The following is an 18,667-nucleotide window of genomic DNA, read 5'->3' as shown; positions in this document are numbered from 1 at the left end:
GGTTCCCGCCGCCGACCATGACCTGTGTCACGTGGGCGGCGGAGTGTAGCACGACCTCTGTGGAAGCTTGTGAAGGGGCGCACGAGCGGCCCCCTCGGGGCGGGTGGATACTCGATGCCATGAGCACCACGGAGCGTCCCAGGATCCTCGTAGTAGGCGGTGGGTACGTAGGCCTGTACGCAGCTCGGCGCATTCTCAAGAAGATGCGCTACGGCGAGGCGACCGTCACGGTCGTCGACCCCCGGTCGTACATGACCTACCAGCCCTTCCTCCCCGAAGCCGCCGCCGGCAGCATCTCCCCTCGGCACGTCGTCGTCCCGCTGCGACGCGTGCTGCCGAAGGCGGAGGTCCTCACCGGCCGGGTCACCACCATCGACCAGGACCGCAAGGTCGCCACGATCGCGCCGCTCGTCGGCGAGGCGTACGAGCTGCCCTTCGACTACCTGGTCATCGCGCTCGGCGCGGTCTCCCGCACCTTCCCGATCCCCGGCCTCGCCGAGCAGGGCATCGGCATGAAGGGCATCGAGGAGTCCATCGGCCTGCGCAACCACGTCCTTGAGCAGCTGGACAAGGCCGACTCCACGACCGACGAGGAGATCCGCCGCAAGGCGCTCACCTTCGTCTTCATCGGCGGTGGCTTCGCCGGCGCGGAGACCATCGGCGAGGTCGAGGACATGGCCCGCGACGCCGCCAAGTACTACAAGAACGTGTCCCGTGAGGACATGCGCTTCGTCCTCGTCGACGCCGCCGACAAGATCCTTCCCGAGGTCGGCCCCAAGCTCGGCCTCTACGGCAAGGAGCACCTGGAGAGCCGCGGTGTGGAGATCTACCTCTCCACCTCGATGGACTCCTGCGTCGACGGTCACGTGGTGCTGAAGAACGGCCTTGAGGTCGACTCCAACACGATCGTCTGGACGGCCGGCGTCAAGCCGAACCCGGCGCTGGCCCGCTTCGGCCTGCCGCTCGGCCCGCGCGGTCACGTCGACACCGCGCCGACCCTCCAGGTGCAGGGCACCGACTACATCTGGGCCGCGGGCGACAACGCCCAGGTGCCGGACGTCGCCGCCCGCAAGGCCGGCGTGGAGAACGCCTGGTGCCCGCCGAACGCGCAGCACGCGCTGCGGCAGGCCAAGATCCTCGGCGACAACGTGGTCTCCGGCATGCGGGGCTTCCCGCAGAAGGAGTACAGCCACGCCAACAAGGGCGCGGTCGCCGGTCTGGGTCTGCACAAGGGCGTCGCGATGATCGTCCTGGGCAAGACGAAGATCAAGGTCAAGGGCCGTCTCGCCTGGTACATGCACCGCGGCTACCACGGTCTGGCCATGCCGACCTGGAACCGCAAGATCCGCATCTTCGCCGACTGGACGCTCGGCATGTTCCTCAAGCGCGAGGTCGTGTCCCTGGGTGCCATGGAGAACCCCCGCGAGGAGTTCTACGAGGCCGCCAAGCCCGCGCCGGTCGCCGCCCCGAAGGCCGAGGAGAAGGCCAAGGCCTCCTGACCCAGGGCACATCGGTCGCCGAACCAGCCGAAGGACCTCCCGCCATCCGTGGTGCGGGAGGTCCTTCGGCGTTTCCGGGAGCCGACCCGATTAGATGTTGACTACACCTGTTTTGCCCAGTCGTAACTCCTTTGCGGGACTGCGCTGGTGGCCTCACGGTGTTTACGTGGTAACCGGCATCCGGGATCGACGTCTTGGAGGTGTGCGCCATGGCCGACGCAGCGTCGCGGCTGAGGAGTGTTGCCGAGCAGGTGCTGGGAGTTCCGCTCCCGGTGCGGCTGCGGGCCTGGGACGGCTCACAGGCCGGACCGCCGGGCGCCCCGGCGCTCGTGATCCGCAATCGCCGAGCTCTGCGTCACATGCTGTTCAAGCCGGGCGAACTGGGCCTCGCCCGGGCCTGGGTCGCCGGCGACCTGGACATCGAGGGCGACCTCTACGGCGTCCTCGGGGCGATGTCCGGTCTGCTCTGGGAGCGCGAGGACGGCGGTCGTACGGTCCTTCAGGCCCTGCGCGACCCCTCCGTGCGCAGGGCCGTCCGGGAGCTGCTCGGGCTCGTCGGACCGCCCGTCCCGCCGGCCCCGCCCCGCGAGGAGGTCCGCAGACCCCGCCATCTGCACACCCGCCACAGCGACAGGCGGGCCATCAGCCACCACTACGACGTGGGCAACGACTTCTACGAGCTCGTCCTCGGCCCGTCGATGGTCTACTCGTGCGCATACTGGGGGGCCGTCGAAAACGCAGAGACGCTGGAGAGCGCGCAGCGCGACAAGCTCGAACTCGTCTGCGCGAAGCTCGGCCTGACCCCCGGTCAGCGGCTGCTCGACGTCGGCTGCGGCTGGGGCTCCATGGCGATCCACGCGGCCCGGGAGCACGGTGTGGGCGTCGTCGGGGTCACCCTCTCCCAGGAGCAGGCCGCGTACGCCCGTAAACGGGTCGCTGACGCGGGTCTGACGGACCGGGTGGAGATCAGGGTCCAGGACTACCGGGACGTCCGGGACGGCCCGTACGACGCGATCTCGTCGATCGGGATGGCCGAGCACGTCGGGGCCGAGCGGTACCTGGCGTACGCGCAGGACCTTTACGGGCTCGTGAAGCCCGGCGGGCGGCTGCTCAACCACCAGATCGCGCGGCGGCCGCAGCGCGACGAGTCGGCGTACAACGTCGACGCGTTCATCGACGCCTACGTCTTCCCGGACGGTGAGCTCGCCCCGATCGGCACCACCGTCACCCAGCTGGAGCGGGCCGGGTTCGAGGTGCGGGACGTGGAGTCGATCCGTGAGCACTACGCGCGCACCCTGCGCCAGTGGGTGGCCAACCTGGAGGCCGAGTGGCCGCGCGCCATGCGGCTGACCAGCCCGGGCCGGGCCCGGGTCTGGCGGCTCTACATGGCCGCCTGCGCCCTGGCCTTCGAACGCAACCGCATCGGCGTCAACCAGGTGCTGGCCGTCCGTACCCCGGACTCGGGCGCCTCCGGACTGCCGCTGCGCACCCGTACCTGGAACTGACGGCATCCGAAAGGGGCCCCGCGGCGAGCGTGGGGCCCCTTCGCCGTACGTGCCGCCGCTCGCTACTCGGCCTTGATCGCCGCCAGCACGTTCAGCTTCGCCGCGCGCCGGGCGGGCCACAGGGCCGCCAGGACGCCGACCGTGCCGGCCAGCAGCAGGAAGACCGCCATCCTGGCCCAGGGCAGCACCAGTTCGTACGTCGGCATCCGCGAGCCGACCAGCTGCCCGGCCGCCCAGCCGAAGAACACGCCGAGGCCGATGCCCAGCACCCCGCCGAAGAGGGAGATGACCAGGGACTCCAGGCGGACCATCCGCTTGACCGCCTTGCGGTCCAGGCCGATCGCGCGGAGCATGCCGATCTCCTGGGAGCGTTCGAACACCGACATGGCCAGGGTGTTGATGACACCCAGGACCGCGACGATCACCGCCATCGCGAGCAGCCCGTAGACCATGTTCAGGATCAGCGTGAACGCCTGGGCGATGGAGTTCGACAGGTCCTGCTTGTCCTGGACCTTGATCGCAGGGTTGGAGCCGAGGGCCTTCTCCAGCTTGTCCTTGGTCGCGCTCGACGCGCCGTCCGCCGTCCTGACCATGACCTGCATGTCGGCGGGGTCGGTCTCGTGCGGGGTGAGGGTGGTGCTGTCGAGCATGATCCCGCGGATCACCGCGTTGCCCTCGTAGACCCCGGCGACCGTCAGCCGCTGCGACTTCCCGTCCTCGTAGTGGACGGTGAAGACGGAACCGGCCTTCCAGCCGTGCGACTTGGCGGTGTCGTCGTCCACGGCGACGTCCGAACCGCCGACCTTGAAGGTGCCGCTGTCCACCGTGAGGTCGGTGAGCTTCCCGATCGACGAGCCGTCGACGCCGGTCAGGAACTCGGTCTCGCCGTCGATCCGGGAGGCCGCGTTGCTGAGCGGGCTGGAGGCGGTCACGCCGTCGGTGGCCGCGACCTTCTTCGCCACGTCGGGGGAGAGCGCGTTGCCGTTGGCCATCGAGACGATGTAGTCCGCGCGGATCGCCGAGCTCGCCATCCTGTCGATGGACTTCTGCAGGCTGCCCGCCATCACCGTCATGCCGGTGATCAGGGTCAGGCCGATCATCAGGGCGGAGGCGGTGGCGGCGGTACGGCGCGGGTTGCGCACCGAGTTCTGGCGGGCGAGCTTGCCGGAGACCCCGAACCCGCGCAGCAGCGGTGCCGCGGCCGCGATCAGCGGACGGGACAGCAGCGGGGTCAGGACGAAGACGCCGACGATGAGCAGGACGGTGCCGAGGCCCATCGGGGCCTGGCCGTCGCTGCCGTTCATCGTGGTCGCCGCCAGGATCACCGCCACGCCCGCCGCCGAGAAGAGGGCGCCGATCGTGTTGCGCAGTACCAGCGACTTGGTGGTCGGGGCGGCGTGCAGGGCGCTCATCGCGGCCACCGGCGGGATCTTCGCGGCGCGGCGGCCGGGCAGCCAGGCGGCCAGCATGGTGATGACGACGCCGACCGCGAGCGCGGCGGCCACCGTGCCGGGGCTGACGACCAGCGGGCCGTCCGGGACGGTCGCGCCGAACGAGCCCAGCAGCGAGCGCAGTCCGGCGCCGATGCCGATACCGGCGACCAGACCGGTCACCCCCGCCACCGCGCCGACCACGAACGCCTCGATCAGCACCGAGCGGGTGACCTGACGGCGGGAGGCGCCGACCGCCCGCAGCAGCGCCAGTTCCCTGGTGCGCTGGGCGACCAGCATGGTGAAGGTGTTGGCGATGATGAACGTGCCGACGAACAGGGCGATACCGGCGAAGACCAGCAGGCCCTGGCGCAGCCCGCTCATGCTGCTGGAGATCTGCTGCGCCTGGTCGTCGGCGAGCTTCTGGCCGGTGGTGGTCTCCACGAGCTTCTTCGGCAGCGCCTGGTCCAGCTGGGACTTGAGCGCGGCCTGCCCGGTGCCGGACCTCGCGGTCACGTCGATCTCGTCGTACGCGCCCTTCTTGCCGAACAGCTGCTGCGCGGTCGCCGTGTCGAACAGGGCGAGGCTGCCGCCGGCCGCGACATTGCCGTCGTCGGTGGTGAAGACGCCGGCGACGGTCGGGGTGAGGACCGGGCCGTCGACCGAGATGCGCACGGTGTCGCCGACCTTGTAGCCGGCCCGCTCGGCGGTCCTGGAGTCGATCAGCACCTCGTCCTTGCCGCTGGGCGCGTGGCCGCTGACGAGGGGGTAGCGGGCGTCCTTGGTGCCCCAGTAGTTGCCGCCCTCGGACTGCCAGCCGCCGCCTATCAGCTTGCCGTCCTTGTCGGCGATCGCGGTGAAGCCGGAGACGACCCCGGTCGCGGAGGCGGCGCCGGGGACCTTCGCGGCCTTGTCGAGGACGGCCTGGGTGAGGTCGGGCGTCTTGCCGACGGTATTGCCCTTGTCCTCCTGGCTCTTGGCGGTGACGGCCACGTCGACGCCCTTGAAGCCCTTGGCGGAGCTGTTCTGGTAGGCGTCCGAGATGGTGTTGGTGAAGACGAGGGTGCCGGACACGAACGCGACGCCGAGCATGACGGCGAGCACGGTCATCAGCAGCCGGGCCTTGTGCGCGAGTACGTTGCGCAGGGCGGTGCGGAACATCAGCTGGTGCGGCCCTTCGCGTCGAACTGCTTCATGAAATCGAGGACCGTCTCGGCTGTCGGCCGGTACATCTCGTCGACGATCCGGCCGTCGGCGAGGAAGACCACGCGGTCCGCGTACGACGCCGCCACCGGGTCGTGGGTCACCATGACGACCGTCTGGCCCAGCTCCCGCACCGAGTTGCGCAGGAAGCCCAGGACCTCGGCGCCGGAGCGGGAGTCGAGGTTCCCGGTCGGCTCGTCGCCGAAGATGATCTCCGGGCGGGAGGCGAGCGCGCGGGCCACGGCGACGCGCTGCTGCTGACCGCCGGAGAGCTGCGAGGGACGGTGGCCGAGCCGGTCCCGCAGACCGACCATCTCGATCACGGAGTCCAGCCACTGCTTGTCCGGTTTCCGCCCCGCGATGTCCATCGGGAGGGTGATGTTCTCCAGTGCGGTCAGCGTCGGCAGCAGGTTGAACGCCTGGAAGATGAACCCGATCTTGTCCCGGCGCAGCTTGGTCAGCTGCTTGTCCTTCAGGGTGCCCAGCTCGGTGTCGCCGATCCGCGCGGAACCGGAGGAGAAGGTGTCGAGGCCGGCCACGCAGTGCATCAGCGTGGACTTGCCGGAGCCGGACGGCCCCATGATCGCGGTGAACTCGGCCTGCCGGAACTCGACGGTGACCCGGTCCAGGGCGACCACCTGGGTCTCGCCCTGGCCGTAGATCTTCGAGAGGTCCGTGGCGCGTGCGGCCACGGAAGTGGTCCGCCGGTCGGCGATGGGTGTGGTGGACACGGAAGGGCGCTCCTGTCGGGACGGCGGTGTTCGTACGGCCGAACCATCGTCTCGGGCGTACGGCGCCGTGTAGTCAGCCGCAGTTCCGGTTCCGGGGGGCGACCGAGGGGGGACCGGACGGGGGCCGGGTCATACCTGGGGATGACACCGAACCCCGAGACCCGAACCGGAACCGGATGCTCCCGGTCGTCGAGAACAGGTGGAGCCCCCTTGTTCGGACGGTGAAATTCCGTCATTCCGTGTACGTGTCCACCCACCGCGCGTAACGCTATTGGCAAGTGCGGATGGCTCGTTCCGGGGGCTGATGCTCCCTCAGACGTCAATAAAATAAGACAACATCGGGTCGCCCGTCCGCTGTTCGGGGGACGCCTCCCGATAGGGTCGGAGCCTCGTAGCGGAGCCCATGGCCTGCCCGGATGGTGGAATGCAGACACGGCGAGCTTAAACCTCGCTGCCCCTCGCGGGCGTACCGGTTCAAGTCCGGTTCCGGGCACTTCCCGCACTTCTCGTGAGTGGCGCCGACTCACCCTCGGCGCGGGCTCACCCTTCGTAGACGGTCAGGACGGCGCCGTCGACCTCGATGCGGCGGCCCGCGCGCATGCCGTTGCGGCGCAGGGCGCGCAGGCACTCCTCGAACAGGGCGAGTTCGCCCGGGTCCAGGATGGCCGCGGCCAGGTCCAGGAGTTCGCTGACCGACGCGTCGGTGAGCACCTCGGGGAGCTCCCCGGACAGCAGGACGACGGACTCGCCGTCGGGTTTGCGGACCACGGCCGTCGCCGGTCCACCGTGCACGAACAACACATCTTCCCCCTGAGAGCCCGTGGTCGTGCGGCTCTCGCGTCCCGGGCAGGACGAGAGACTAGCCGGGGATCTTGACGCTTTCGTGCGGAGTTGGATTCTTTTTCCGACTTGACGGAAGAACGTCCGGGAGTGGTCCGGCCCCGGTCACTTCTCCTCGCCGGGCCGGGAGGGCCCCGCGGGGCGGGAGGAACGGTCCAGCAGGGACTCGACGAGTGCGGTGACATGCCGGCGGTCGTCGGCCGACAGTTTCTGGACGCTCGCGATGAGCAGCGCGACCTCGGGATCGGCGGTGCCGGCGCCTTCGATGCCGTTCGGGTCCGCGGCCGGCGAGGTGTCGTACACGTGGATCCCGCAGGCCTCGGCGGCGGCGCGGCGCACCCCCTCCAGCGGGAGTTCCAGCCCCTTGGCCAGGCCTTCCAGGGTGGTCGCCTGGGGCATGCGGACCACGCGGTCGGTGGTGGCCAGGTGGTGCACGGTGGAGCGGGGGATGCCGCCGCGCCGCGCCACGTCGCCGTAGGACCAGCCCTTGCGGTCGAGGCGCTCACGGATCAACTGCTGCAGTGCGTTGGCCACTGACCGTCACTTCCTGCTCGCCGCCGGCGGGGATCGCCATGTCGCGGCCGATTCTACGGTCGGGTAGGCGATCGGCCGAGAGGGTGATTTTTCAAAAGGGTTGCGCGGCGGGTTCCAGAGGGCCTAGTGTCCAATCTCGTTGGACAGCTTGTCCGACCAGATTGGACAAAGTCCGGGGGGAACCTGACTGGGTCCGATCGGAAATGTCTATCCCTGAGGGGGAAGCGATCATGATGGACGCCCACGAGCTTGAGGCCGAGTCCGCGGAGCTGCTGCCGGGCCGTGAGGCCCTGGGCCGGCTGAAGTTCGGCTTCGGCAAGACGGTCAACGTGACCAAGCACGTCGCGAACATCAGCGCCCACAACGAGTCCGCCGCGCTGAACGACCACTCGTCGTGGTCGGTGGCCGACTCCGGCGCCGGACAGACCATCAGCGTCACCCAGTAACACCGCCCTGGCGCACGGCGCCGGCACCGAGATCGACCTCAACCTCACCGCACACGAAACGAAGGGACATCCGTCATGAGCATGGACATGAACGAGCTGGAGAACGAGTCCGCCGAGCTGCTGCCGGGCCGTGAGGCCCTCGGCCGCCTGAAGTTCAGCTTCGGCAAGACGGTCAACGTCACCAAGCACATCGCGAACATCGACGCGTCCAACCAGTCCGCCGCGCTGAACGACCACTCCGCCTGGTCGTCCGCCGAGTCGTCGGCCGCGCAGACGATCAGCGTCACCCAGTAGTCGCCAGGAGCGCCACCGCCGTCGCCCCGGCGGTGGCGCTCCCGGCCACCGGGGGGGAACACCATGGGTATCCGGGGGGAGACCACACATGACGGTGCTCGGGGACGGGGCCGCCGCACTGCACGACACGGGCCCGGTGCCCGGACCCGGCGGCTGGCCGGTGACCTACGAGCAGGTGGCGACGGGCAACCTGCCGGTCGTCGACCCGCCGTCGCCGGTGCCGAGGCTGAGCGCGGGGCTGCGGCTGCACGGTGAGTACCAGGGGTCGGGTTTCACCGAGCCCAAGTACATCGCCCGTCGGGGGGACGGGCAGGTCGTGCAGCTGTCCAGACTGCTGTACCTGGTGGCGTCGTCGGTCGACGGCGTCCGCGATGCCGAGGCCATCGCCCACCGGGTCAGCGCCCGCTTCGGACGTGAGGTCAGCGGGGAGAACATCCGCTACCTCGTCGAGAAGAAGCTCCAGCCGCTGGGTGTGACGGTCCCGGAGGGCCAGGAGGACGACGAGGTCGAGGCCCCGCGCTCCGACCTGCTGCTCGCCCTCAAGGGCCACCGGGTGATCTTCAACGAGCGGCGTACGGCGAAGATCGCGCGTTCGCTGGCGTGGCTGCACCGGCCGGCCGTGGTCGCGCTGGTGCTGGGCTCGGCCGTCGCCATGGACGTCTGGCTGTTCGGGTTCTTCGGGGCGATCGAGCCCGTCCTGGAGGTGCTCGACCAGCCGGTCCTGATCCTCGTCGTCTTCGTGCTCACCGTGGCCTCCCTCGTCTTCCACGAGTTCGGACACGCCTCCGCCTGCAGATACGGAGGAGCCCGCCCCGGCTGCATCGGGTGCGGGCTCTTCCTCATCTGGCCCTCGATGTACACCGACGTCACCGACGTCTACCGGATCGGGCGGGCCGGCCGGCTCCGCACCGACCTGGGCGGCGTCTACTTCAACGTCGTCTTCATGCTGGCCATGGCCGGGGCCTACTTCGCCACCGGGGCCCAGTTCTTCCTGGCCGCGGTGTATCTCGGGCACTTCGAGATCATGGAACAGCTGATGCCGGCCGTACGGCTGGACGGCTACTACATCCTCGGCGACCTGGCCGGGGTCCCGGACCTCTACGGCAAGATCAAGCCGATCCTGCTGGGCCTGGTGCCGGGACCGAAGGGGGACCGGGCCCGCCAGGAGGTCGCCGGGCTGAAGAAGTCGGCCCGGGCCATCGTCGCCACCTGGGTTCTGACGATGGTCCCGCTGATCATCGGCGAACTCGGCTACGCGCTGTGGAACCTGCCGCGCATCCTCACCACGATGATCCGCTCGCTGACCGAGCAACTCCTCGGCACCGGCTCGGCGTTCGTGGACGGGAAGATCGTCGAAGGGCTGGTCGGGACCATCGGCTGCGTGATGCTGCTGTGCCCGATGGCCGGTGTCGTCTATCTGTCCGTGAAGATCGGCGGCCGGATCGTCCGGGCCGCCAAGCGCGCCACGGCGGGACGGCCGAGGCTGAGGCTCGCGATCTGCGCCCTCGCCCTCGCCGCGCTCACCGGGCTCAGTTACGCCTGGATGTCCGGGGTGACTCCGAAGCCGCTGCCCAAGCAGCCGCCGATCGCACCGATCCTGCAGCCGGGGGTGCCGACCGAGGAACGGCCGCCGGCCCGGCAGGCCTCGACCCCGGACCAGCCGGAGGACTCCGGCGCCCCCTCGGACACGGTGCCCGGCGGCCCGTCCGGCTCGGCCGGGGCGAGCGCCGCGCCCTCGACCGGGAAGCCGTCGAGCGGCGCGTCCGCCTCGGCGTCGCCCTCCGCCTCGGTGCCGGGCAGCCCCGGGCAGGGCGGCCCCACCAGGTCGCCGGCGCCGGCCAGCGGGGGCCCGGTCACCGAGCCGGTGTCCTCGCCGCCTCAGAGCGTGCCGGCGTCCCCGACGCCCACCCCGTCGGAGAGCGTCCCGGTCTCCCCGACCCCCAGCCCGTCGCCGCCGCCGGCCAGCGACTCGCCGAGCCCGGCCCCGGCCACGTCCTGACGGGCGAGCCCCGGCCACGTCCTGACGGGCGGGCTCCGGCCATGCCCTGACGGGCGGCGGCACCGAACCACCTACCGCAGCAGCACAGGAGCACAGGAGCACTCCATGAGCAGTCACCGAAAACCACGCACCACCGCAGGTCCGCTCACCCGGCGGGCCGTCCGGATCGGCCTGTTCGCCGCCGGCGTCGCCGGAGCGGCGACCGCGGTACCCGCGCAGGCGGCCACCTTCGCGCCGCACGCCGCGGTCGTCTCCGACACGGTCTTCAGCCACGCCGACCGCGGGCACCACACCCAGGCCAGGGACTCCTTCACGGTCCGCCAGTTCGGCACGGTGAACGCCGCCGGCGTACGCAACCAGGCCAACGCCGTCTCGGCCGGCTGCTCGGCGGACGACCACTGCCGCTCGGTGGCCCTCTCCTTCCAGATCGTCACGATCGCCGGAGAGCACACCCACCTGAACGCCGTGAACCGCAGCGACGCCGCCAACAAGGAGTGCACGGGCTGTCAGACCCTCGCCGGGGCCTACCAGTTCGTGGTCTCCACACCGACCGCGCTGCGCTTCGACAAGGCCACCCAGGACAAGCTCGCCGACATCCACCACCGGCTCGACGCGCTGACCCGCTCCACCCTGCCGGCCGACCAGCTGCGCTCGCAGGCCGACGGGCTCGCCGCCGAGGTCACCGCGGTCCTGCACGACGCGGTGGCGAACGCCCCGAAGGGCGACCCGCAGAAGGACGTCACCCTCCACCGCCACCTGGACGGCTGGCCGGGCCGCTGATCCGTCCGCGCACACCGGCCGCCGGGCCCGCGACCGCCTCCCGCGGGCCCGGCGGCCTGCCGCATGCCATCACCAGCGGGCCCTGACCACTGCCTTCCATTGACAGGGGACACGACCGGGCCGAGACTCAGGGGAAGTCAGTGAAGGAAAGTTCACCAGACGAACGGCCTACTCTCGGAATCCCGGGCGACGACGCCCGGCCACGGAAGGGAACGACCGATGCGCACCACCGTCGGCATCATCGGAGCCGGACCCGCCGGGCTCCTCCTCGCGCGGCTGCTGCACAACGCGGGCATCGACTCGGTCGTCCTGGAGAGCCGCGATCGCTCCTACGTCGAGCACCGCCAGCGCGCCGGGATCCTGGAGCAGGGCACGGTGGACGTGCTGCGCGCGGCCGGCGCGGGGGAGCGCATGGACCGCGAGGGCCTGCGCCACGACGGCATCGAGCTGCGGTTCGCGAAGCGGCGCCACCGCGTCGACTTCCCCGGCCTCACCGGCGGCCGGTCCGTGATGGTCTACGCCCAGACCGAGGTCTGCAAGGACCTCATCGCCCTCCAGCTCAAGGAGGGCGGCCCACTGCTCTTCGAGGCGGAGGCGCTGGCGGTGGAGGGCGCCGAGGGCGAGCGGCCGCGGATCCGGTTCCGGCACGAAGGCCGCGAGGACGTCCTGGAGTGCGACTACGTGGCCGGCTGCGACGGCTTCTGGGGCGTCGCCCGCCAGGCGTTCCCCGCCGCCCTCTCACAGGTCTTCGAGCGGACGTACCCCTACTCCTGGCTGGGCGTCCTCGCCGACGTCGCCCCCTCCCACGACGAACTGGTCTACGCCCGCCACGACCGGGGCTTCGCCCTGCTCTCCATGCGTTCGCCGTCCGTCTCCCGCCTCTACCTCCAGGTCCCGGCCGGCACGGACGCCGAGGAGTGGACCGACGAGGCGATCTGGGACGAGCTGGAGCGGCGCTTCGAGACCGGCGACGACTGGCGCCTGGAGCGCGGCCCGATCACCCAGAAGTCGGTCACGCCCATGCGCTCCTACGTCCATGAGCCCATGCGGCACGGCCGGCTCCTCCTCGCCGGGGACGCCGCCCACATCGTGCCCCCGACCGGCGCCAAGGGGCTGAACCTGGCGGTCGGCGACGTCGTGACCCTCGCCCGCGCCCTGGTCCACGAGCGGGAGACCGGGTCGCCCGAACTCCTTGAGACCTACTCGGCGACCTGCCTGCGCCGCGTCTGGCAGGCCGAGCGGTTCTCGTACGACATGACGAGCATGCTCCACCCCGGCCCCGGCGACACCCCCTTCGACGCCCGGCTCCAGCTGGCCCGGCTCGGCCGGATCGCCGCCTCCCGGGCCGCCGAGACCGATCTGGCGGAGGCCTACACCGGCTTCCCCCTGGACGCCTGAGGAATGAACCGTTCCTAGAGACTGAGCGGGAGTGAGTCCTGTTGCCAGAACCCATGCTCAGCCGACGCCCCGGACGGTGTTGGGGGCGACCGCGATGACGGGGACGCCGAGTTCGGCCGCCATGGACACGAGCCGGGCCCGCAGCCGGGCCACCGGCATACCGGAGATCAGGTTCCGGAACCGCTTTTTGCGGCCGTGTTGAAGTCGAGGTCCTCGACTTCGATCGCCAGGCCGTGCCGCCCGGCTCAGTGCAGCAGCCGGATCAGGGCATGCCTGACCTGCGCGTCTCGGTGCTGGGCGATGACGCGGTCGGCCCACTGCTCGCTGTCGTGGTCCAGCCCGGCCGCGCACCGCGCCTTCAGATCGCGGGAGGCCAGCGTGCCGAGAAGGTCACCTACCAGGCCGGGCACAAACACGCTCAAGTGCCGTCAACCACCACCTGGCCACGGCCCCAAAAGGAAAGCAAGCGCTTAGAAAGTGCGGTCAGTGTCACACCCCGACACCGGTGACCGATGACATACGTACGGGTAACTTCCCAACCACCCACCCAAACGTCAATGGAGCCGTGATGCCCGAAGCCGTCATCGTCTCGACCGCCCGTTCCCCGATCGGCCGTGCCGTCAAGGGCTCCCTGAAGGACCTGCGCCCCGACGACCTCACCGCCACGATCATCCAGGCCGCCCTCGCCAAGGTCCCCGAGCTGGACCCGAGGGACATCGAGGACCTGATGCTCGGCTGCGGTCTGCCCGGCGGCGAGCAGGGCTACAACCTCGGCCGGATCGTCGCCGTGCAGATGGGCATGGACCACCTGCCCGGCACCACGATCACCCGTTACTGTTCCTCGTCGCTGCAGACCAGCCGCATGGCCCTGCACGCCATCAAGGCCGGCGAGGGCGACGTCTTCATCTCGGCCGGTGTCGAGATGGTCTCCCGCTACGCCAAGGGCAGCTCGGACGGCCTCCCGGACACCATGAACCCGATCTTCGCCGAGGCCCGGGAGCGTACCGCCGCCACCGCCGCGTCGACCGGCTCCACCTGGCACGACCCGCGCGAGGACGGCCTGCTCCCCGACCCGTACATCGCGATGGGCCAGACCGCCGAGAACCTGGCCCGCGTCAAGGGCGTCACCCGTCAGGACATGGACGAGTTCGGCGTCCGCTCCCAGAACCTCGCCGAGGAAGCCATCAAGAACGGCTTCTGGGAGCGCGAGATCACCCCCATCACCCTCCCGGACGGCACGGTCGTCAGCAAGGACGACGGCCCGCGCGCCGGCGTCACCCTGGAGGGCGTCGCGGGCCTGAAGCCGGTCTTCCGCCCCGACGGCATGGTCACCGCCGGCAACTGCTGCCCGCTGAACGACGGCGCCGCCGCGGTCGTCATCATGAGCGACACCAAGGCCCGCGAGCTGGGCCTCACACCGCTCGCCCGCATCGTGTCCACCGGCGTCACCGGCCTCTCCCCCGAGATCATGGGTCTCGGCCCGGTGGAGGCGTCGCAGCAGGCCCTGCGCCGGGCCGGCCTCACCATCGACGACATCGACCTGGTCGAGATCAACGAGGCGTTCGCCGCCCAGGTGATCCCCTCCTACCGCGACCTGGGCATCCCGCTGGAGAAGCTGAACGTGAACGGCGGCGCCATCGCCGTCGGCCACCCCTTCGGCATGACCGGCGCCCGCATCACCGGCACGCTCATCAACTCCCTCCAGTTCCACGACAAGCAGTTCGGTCTGGAGACGATGTGCGTCGGCGGCGGCCAGGGCATGGCGATGGTCATCGAGCGCCTCAGCTGAGCCCCACCGCACGACCCCCCGGTCACCCCTGAGTGACCGTCACGGAACCCACCGTGACACTGCGGCCCGGTGTTCGAGAAAACCCCGAACACCGGGCCGATTTGTGATCCAATCTCCCCCAGGATGTGACGTATCTCCCTCCGGGGAGGTGTCACCGCAGGTCAGAGCCGTTGTCCGACTAAACCCCAGGACCGAAGTCCTGTCCGTTTCGTGACGTTACGCACTGACAGCTTGATAGTCCACCCTTCAAGCTGATGTAGGAAGTCGGGGGGTCGACTTTGAACCGGGAGTACGTCAGTGAGCGCCATGCCGATCGCCTTGCTGCTCACCACGGCCGCCACGGGCGCCGTGGGCGTCGCTGTCCTGCGCACTGTTCTGAAGCTGCGCCGTCAGGTCGCCGAGCTGCACACCCAGCTTGCCCAGAACCAGGCCGCGACCTTGCGCGCGCTCATGCCGGCGGCCCGCAGTCACGCGGACGCCGAGGAGATACGCGCCGCGGTGGCGGAGGCGCTGGCCGAGGAGCGGGAGCGGGAGCTCGCCGAGGCCCGGGCCTTCTGGGCCGCGCAGGAGGCGCGTGACGTCTCCGACGCGCCGTCGCTGCTGGGACTGGCGGACGGTGAGCCGTTCCTGCCCCGGCAGACGGACTTCGTGGGCCTGGAACCGGTCGCCGAGCCGGCGGCGGAGACGGACGAGTTCACCGGGGAGTCCCCCGAACTGGCGGCGGCCCGCCGCCGTCACCCGTCCCACCCGGACTTCGTGCCGGTGCAGTCGCCGATGGTGAACGACCACGAGCGTACGGTCACGACGCTGGAGCAGCTGGCCGAGTCCCGGACCGAACTCTCCGACGTCCGCCCCGGTCCGCTGGGCACGCTGGACGTCTATGTCTTCGCCGACGGCACGACCCTGTGCATGACGCCGGGGCACCGGGAGACGGCGGAACGGCTGGCCGCCGCCCTGAACGCCGGTGAGACGCCCTACCTGTTGGGCGGGTCGGGGATCTCCGGCGCCTACACGCTGACGTTCGCGTGCGGCGAGGAGAACGTGTACATCCTGGCCGACCGGGTCATCGCGTCGCTCTGAGGTGCTTCGTCGGGTGCGGGTGCGTGGGGCTTCTCGCGCAGTTCCCCGCGCCCCTACAAGCAGAAGAAGGGGCGCGGGGAACTGCGCGAACGGCCCACCCGCACCCGCACCCGGCAACGCACGGCGGCCTCACACCCCCGCCCTCTTCTGCGCCTCCTCCACCAACCGCACCGCATCCCCCACCTCGGCCTCGTTCTTCAGCACGACCGCCAGGTCGTTCCCGGCCACGGTGATCTGGTCGGCCACCGCGAACATCCCCGCGTCCGGCATCTCCCGGCTCGCGGCGCCCGGTTCCTCCACCGCCTGTGCCCACCGGGCCAACTCCCTCGCCAGCCCCAGCGCCTCCGCGGCGGCCCCCCTCTGCAGCCGGCTCTGCGGTGCCGCCCTCAGCTTGTCGGCGAAATGCTCCACTGCACGGATAAGAGGCGTCGTATCAACCACGCCGCGAGCGTAACGCCTCCCGTCGGCTCTCCCGGCAGGACCCGGCTGTCCTGTCATGACTGTTGCCAACACGCCAACACTCAGGCACGGTGACGTGAAGGACCGGCTACAACCCCCTTTGCGCACCGGAGGCGCCGATGTCCCAAGTCTTCTCCGAGGAGACCCATCGCAACATGCTCGCCCGCATCCCCCACTGCACCGGTCGTGAAGTGTCCGACTGGCTGCGTACCGTCGACGAAGGCCCGGCGCTCTTCCGCTTCGAGGAAAAGGTCAGCTGGCTCCGCCACGAGCACAACCTCGCGTACGGCCACGCGAAGGCGTTGATCCACGAGTACGACCTGAGGAGGGCCGCGCGCAAACTTCTCTAGGCGCGCACGCACACAGACGGCTCAGACGGCGAAGGGCCCCGGGGCGGTGCCCCGGGGCCCTTCTCGGCTCACGTGCGAGAGCCTGCCGTCGCGCTAGTCGTTGCTGCTGAAGATCGCCACCAGGCGCAGCATCTCGACGTAGATCCACACCAGTGTCATGGTGAGGCCGAACGCGGCCAGCCACGCCTCGTTCTTCGGGGCGCCGTAGGCGATGCCGTCCTCGATCTGCTTGAAGTCGAGGGTCAGGAAGAACGCGCCGAGCAGGATCGCGATGATGCCGACGATCGCGCCGAGCGGGCCGAAGCTGCGCAGGCCGCCGTTGTCGGCGACGCCGAACGCGACCAGCAGCAGGTTGACCGCCATGACCAGCACGAAGGCGATGGCGATGGACATGCCGATGCGGGCGTAGCGGGCGGTGACGCGGATCCAGCCGGCCCGGTAGACCAGCAGGGTCGCTGCCGAGACCGCCATGGTGCCGAGCACCGCCTGGAACGGGGCGCCGCTCCACTGGCTGTTGTACATCTCGCTGATGACGCCGAGGAAGACGCCCTCGAAGGCGGCGTACCCGAGGATCAGCGCGGGGACCGGGGTGCGCTTGAAGCTCTGGATCAGGGCCAGGACCATCGCGACGATCGCGGAGCCGAAGGCCAGGCCGAAGCTGGTGCTGGAGACCGGCAGCAGGGCCCAGGCGAGGACCGCGCCGACGGCGACCGTGCCGAGCGTCATCGCGGAGCGCGTGATGACGTCGTCCATGGTCATCCGGCCGGTGGTGGCCGGGGCCTGCGGCGGGGCGCCCTGCTGGAGGTCCTGCTGGGCGTAGGGGTTGTTCGCGTACGGGTTCTGCGCGTACGGGTTGCCCTGTGCGTACCCGGCCTGCGGCGCGGTGTTGAAGCCCGCGTAGCCGTTGTCGCGGCTGAACCCCCGTCGCGAGAAGACCGGGTTGCTGCTCCTCATTTCACTCCTCCATGGCCACCGTGCGGGGCCTTGGCGTCAAGAGTAATGGATTGGCAAAAGACTGATCCTACTACCTGCGGAGGATCTTTCCCTCACCGTGCTGCGCAACACGCTACGCGGAGCCCTGATTCCCGGCCATGGAGGGGTGCGTCGTCGTCTGCGGGCCGGTGTGGGCCGATTGCGCCGTTCCCCGCGCCCCTATGGGGCGCGCTGCCCAGACGTGTCCAGCGGCACCCTGCCAACGCCTAGTCGGTGGTACGGGCCCTCGACCTCGCCTCCTCGGCAGCCGAGTCGGGTGGGAGTGCGGGCGGCTCCACGTGCTGGCGCCGGCGCCGCTTGAGCAGCGCCCACGGTCCCCGCGGCCCCGTCGGCATCGCCGCCGTGACCTCCGTGCCGGCCTCGGCCGCCGCCTCCGCCGCGGCCCGGGCGACCGGCAGGAAGCCCTCGCGGCGGGTGATGTCGGGGCGTTCCTCCTCCGCCGGCCAGAGGCCGAGGGCGGCGCAGACCGTCGGCAGCACCGCCATCGCCGCGGTGGCGTAGCCCTCCGCCGAAGGGTGGTAGTTGTCGGGGCCGAACAGCTCGCGGGGGTTGGCCGCGAACTCGGGCCCCAGCAGGTCGCCCAGCGACACCGTGCGGCCGCCCTGTTCCACCGCGCCGATCGTCTGGGCCGCCGCCAGCTGCCGGGACGCCCGCCGGGCCAGCCAGCGCAGCGGCTGCCGTACCGGCTCGATCGTGCCCAGGTCGGGACAGGTGCCCACCACCACCTCCGCCCCCGCGGTGCGCAGCCGGCGGACGGCCGAGGAGAGGTGGCGGACCGAGCGGGTCGGCGGCATGCGGTGCGTCACGTCGTTCGCGCCGACCATGATCACGCACACGTCGGGGACCGGCGAGGCCGTGCCCAGGACCAGGGCCACCTGGCGGTCCAGGTCGTCGGACTGGGCGCCGGGCAGCGCCACGTTGCTGAGCTCGACCGGGCGTTCGGCCACCGCCGCGAGGCCCGACGCCAGCAGGGCGCCCGGCGTCTGGGCGGCCCGGTGCACGCCCTGCCCGGCCGCCGTGGAGTCGCCGAGCATCGTCAGCCGGATGGGCGGCTCACCCAAGGCGCCGTACCCGTCGCCGTAACGGCCGTCCGCGGTCGGCACCCGGCCGCCGCTGTTGCCGTTGTGCACCGCCGTCCTGGCCATCCGCACCTCGGCCAGCACCAGGCCCACCGCGGCCGCGCCCACCAGCCCGACCCCGCCGCCGCCGTACGCCGCCCCGGCCGCGATCCGCCGGGCCACCCGCGCCCTCGACATGTTCGTCATGCGTCGCCGCCACCTCCTCGTTGCCGCTCATCCACTCCTTGCCCCGTACAGCCCGTGCGCCAATCTCAACGG

17 protein-coding genes, 1 tRNA gene and 1 pseudogene are annotated in these 18,667 nt (G+C 70.6%); 11 read left to right on the top strand and 8 right to left on the bottom strand.

Annotation, left to right across the window (positions count from 1 at the left end; translation table 11 throughout):
- Positions 1 to 119 precede the first annotated feature (119 nt).
- Positions 120 to 1,499, top strand: coding sequence for an NAD(P)/FAD-dependent oxidoreductase (locus OHB00_RS21665; protein WP_406436633.1), 1,380 nt, complete (start codon positions 120 to 122; stop codon positions 1,497 to 1,499).
- A gap of 209 nt (positions 1,500 to 1,708) precedes the next feature.
- A complete protein-coding gene (locus OHB00_RS21660) occupies positions 1,709 to 3,004 on the top strand; it encodes a class I SAM-dependent methyltransferase (protein WP_406436631.1) in 1,296 nt (431 codons plus the stop codon).
- A 62-nt stretch (positions 3,005 to 3,066) separates the two neighbouring features.
- Here the strand turns inward: OHB00_RS21660 and OHB00_RS21655 are convergent, their stop codons facing one another.
- Both OHB00_RS21655 and OHB00_RS21650 read right to left on the bottom strand, forming a co-directional pair.
- The gene (locus OHB00_RS21655) at positions 3,067 to 5,595 is read right to left on the bottom strand and encodes an ABC transporter permease (protein WP_406436629.1); all 2,529 of its coding nucleotides are present in this window, start codon (positions 5,593 to 5,595) and stop codon (positions 3,067 to 3,069) included.
- Positions 5,595 to 6,368: an ABC transporter ATP-binding protein gene (locus OHB00_RS21650; protein ID WP_406436627.1), complete on the bottom strand. Its 774-nt coding sequence runs from the start codon at positions 6,366 to 6,368 to the stop codon at positions 5,595 to 5,597. Before OHB00_RS21650 ends, OHB00_RS21655 begins: the two co-directional genes overlap by 1 nt.
- 410 nt (positions 6,369 to 6,778) lie before the next feature.
- Here OHB00_RS21650 and OHB00_RS21645 point away from each other — a divergent pair.
- Positions 6,779 to 6,861 (top strand) — tRNA-Leu (locus tag OHB00_RS21645).
- Between the two features lie 47 nt (positions 6,862 to 6,908).
- Here the strand turns inward: OHB00_RS21645 and OHB00_RS21640 are convergent.
- Together OHB00_RS21640 and OHB00_RS21635 are read right to left on the bottom strand one after the other, a co-directional pair.
- Entirely contained in the window at positions 6,909 to 7,160 is a 252-nt protein-coding gene (locus OHB00_RS21640; RefSeq protein ID WP_406436625.1) for a hypothetical protein, read from the bottom strand.
- A 153-nt stretch (positions 7,161 to 7,313) separates the two neighbouring features.
- On the bottom strand, positions 7,314 to 7,742 hold the full coding sequence (locus tag OHB00_RS21635) for a transcriptional regulator (protein ID WP_406436623.1): 429 nt from the start codon (positions 7,740 to 7,742) through the stop codon (positions 7,314 to 7,316).
- A gap of 230 nt (positions 7,743 to 7,972) precedes the next feature.
- Between OHB00_RS21635 and OHB00_RS21630 the strand changes: the two genes are divergently transcribed.
- From OHB00_RS21630 to OHB00_RS21610, 5 genes are all read left to right on the top strand, one after another.
- Positions 7,973 to 8,188 (top strand): hypothetical protein, encoded by a 216-nt coding sequence (locus OHB00_RS21630; RefSeq protein ID WP_150134605.1) that lies wholly within the window; start codon positions 7,973 to 7,975, stop codon positions 8,186 to 8,188.
- A 75-nt stretch (positions 8,189 to 8,263) separates the two neighbouring features.
- A complete protein-coding gene (locus OHB00_RS21625) occupies positions 8,264 to 8,482 on the top strand; it encodes a hypothetical protein (protein ID WP_189268007.1) in 219 nt (72 codons plus the stop codon).
- 88 nt (positions 8,483 to 8,570) lie between these two features.
- On the top strand, positions 8,571 to 10,481 hold the full coding sequence (locus OHB00_RS21620) for a hypothetical protein (protein WP_406436621.1): 1,911 nt from the start codon (positions 8,571 to 8,573) through the stop codon (positions 10,479 to 10,481).
- A 105-nt stretch (positions 10,482 to 10,586) separates the two neighbouring features.
- A complete protein-coding gene (locus OHB00_RS21615) occupies positions 10,587 to 11,261 on the top strand; it encodes a hypothetical protein (RefSeq protein WP_406436619.1) in 675 nt (224 codons plus the stop codon).
- A 219-nt stretch (positions 11,262 to 11,480) separates the two neighbouring features.
- A complete protein-coding gene (locus OHB00_RS21610; protein WP_406436617.1) occupies positions 11,481 to 12,659 on the top strand; it encodes a 4-hydroxybenzoate 3-monooxygenase in 1,179 nt (392 codons plus the stop codon).
- A gap of 81 nt (positions 12,660 to 12,740) precedes the next feature.
- Here the strand turns inward: OHB00_RS21610 and OHB00_RS21605 are convergent.
- Positions 12,741 to 12,958 (bottom strand): annotated as a pseudogene (locus tag OHB00_RS21605) (IS200/IS605 family accessory protein TnpB-related protein); the annotation flags it as partial.
- 269 nt (positions 12,959 to 13,227) lie between these two features.
- Between OHB00_RS21605 and OHB00_RS21600 the strand changes: the two are divergent.
- The gene (locus tag OHB00_RS21600) at positions 13,228 to 14,448 is read left to right on the top strand and encodes an acetyl-CoA C-acetyltransferase (protein ID WP_406436615.1); all 1,221 of its coding nucleotides are present in this window, start codon (positions 13,228 to 13,230) and stop codon (positions 14,446 to 14,448) included.
- A gap of 297 nt (positions 14,449 to 14,745) precedes the next feature.
- The gene (locus OHB00_RS21595) at positions 14,746 to 15,528 is read left to right on the top strand and encodes a hypothetical protein (protein WP_406436614.1); all 783 of its coding nucleotides are present in this window, start codon (positions 14,746 to 14,748) and stop codon (positions 15,526 to 15,528) included.
- 129 nt (positions 15,529 to 15,657) lie between these two features.
- Here OHB00_RS21595 and OHB00_RS21590 read toward each other — a convergent pair whose 3' ends face one another.
- On the bottom strand, positions 15,658 to 15,969 hold the full coding sequence (locus OHB00_RS21590) for a hypothetical protein (RefSeq protein WP_406436612.1): 312 nt from the start codon (positions 15,967 to 15,969) through the stop codon (positions 15,658 to 15,660).
- Positions 15,970 to 16,106: 137 nt separating this feature from the next.
- Here OHB00_RS21590 and OHB00_RS21585 point away from each other — a divergent pair, with 137 nt between their 5' ends.
- Entirely contained in the window at positions 16,107 to 16,337 is a 231-nt protein-coding gene (locus OHB00_RS21585) for a DUF4287 domain-containing protein (protein ID WP_093502087.1), read from the top strand.
- Between the two features lie 93 nt (positions 16,338 to 16,430).
- On the opposite strand, the gene OHB00_RS21580 is transcribed toward OHB00_RS21585, so the two are convergent.
- Together OHB00_RS21580 and OHB00_RS21575 are read right to left on the bottom strand one after the other, a co-directional pair.
- Positions 16,431 to 17,291, bottom strand: a complete 861-nt coding sequence (locus OHB00_RS21580) for a Bax inhibitor-1/YccA family protein (protein WP_406436609.1) — start codon at positions 17,289 to 17,291, stop codon at positions 16,431 to 16,433.
- Positions 17,292 to 17,536: 245 nt separating this feature from the next.
- Complete coding sequence (locus OHB00_RS21575) at positions 17,537 to 18,595, bottom strand: SGNH/GDSL hydrolase family protein (RefSeq protein ID WP_406436608.1); 1,059 nt, start codon at positions 18,593 to 18,595, stop codon at positions 17,537 to 17,539.
- Positions 18,596 to 18,667 lie beyond the last annotated feature (72 nt).

Origin of the sequence: Streptomyces sp. NBC_00631, from assembly GCF_045206895.1 — a bacterium.
Classification (GTDB): Bacteria; Actinomycetota; Actinomycetes; order Streptomycetales; family Streptomycetaceae; genus Streptomyces.
Note: the sequence above shows the minus strand (reverse complement) of the source record. Positions and strands in the feature narration are given on the sequence as shown.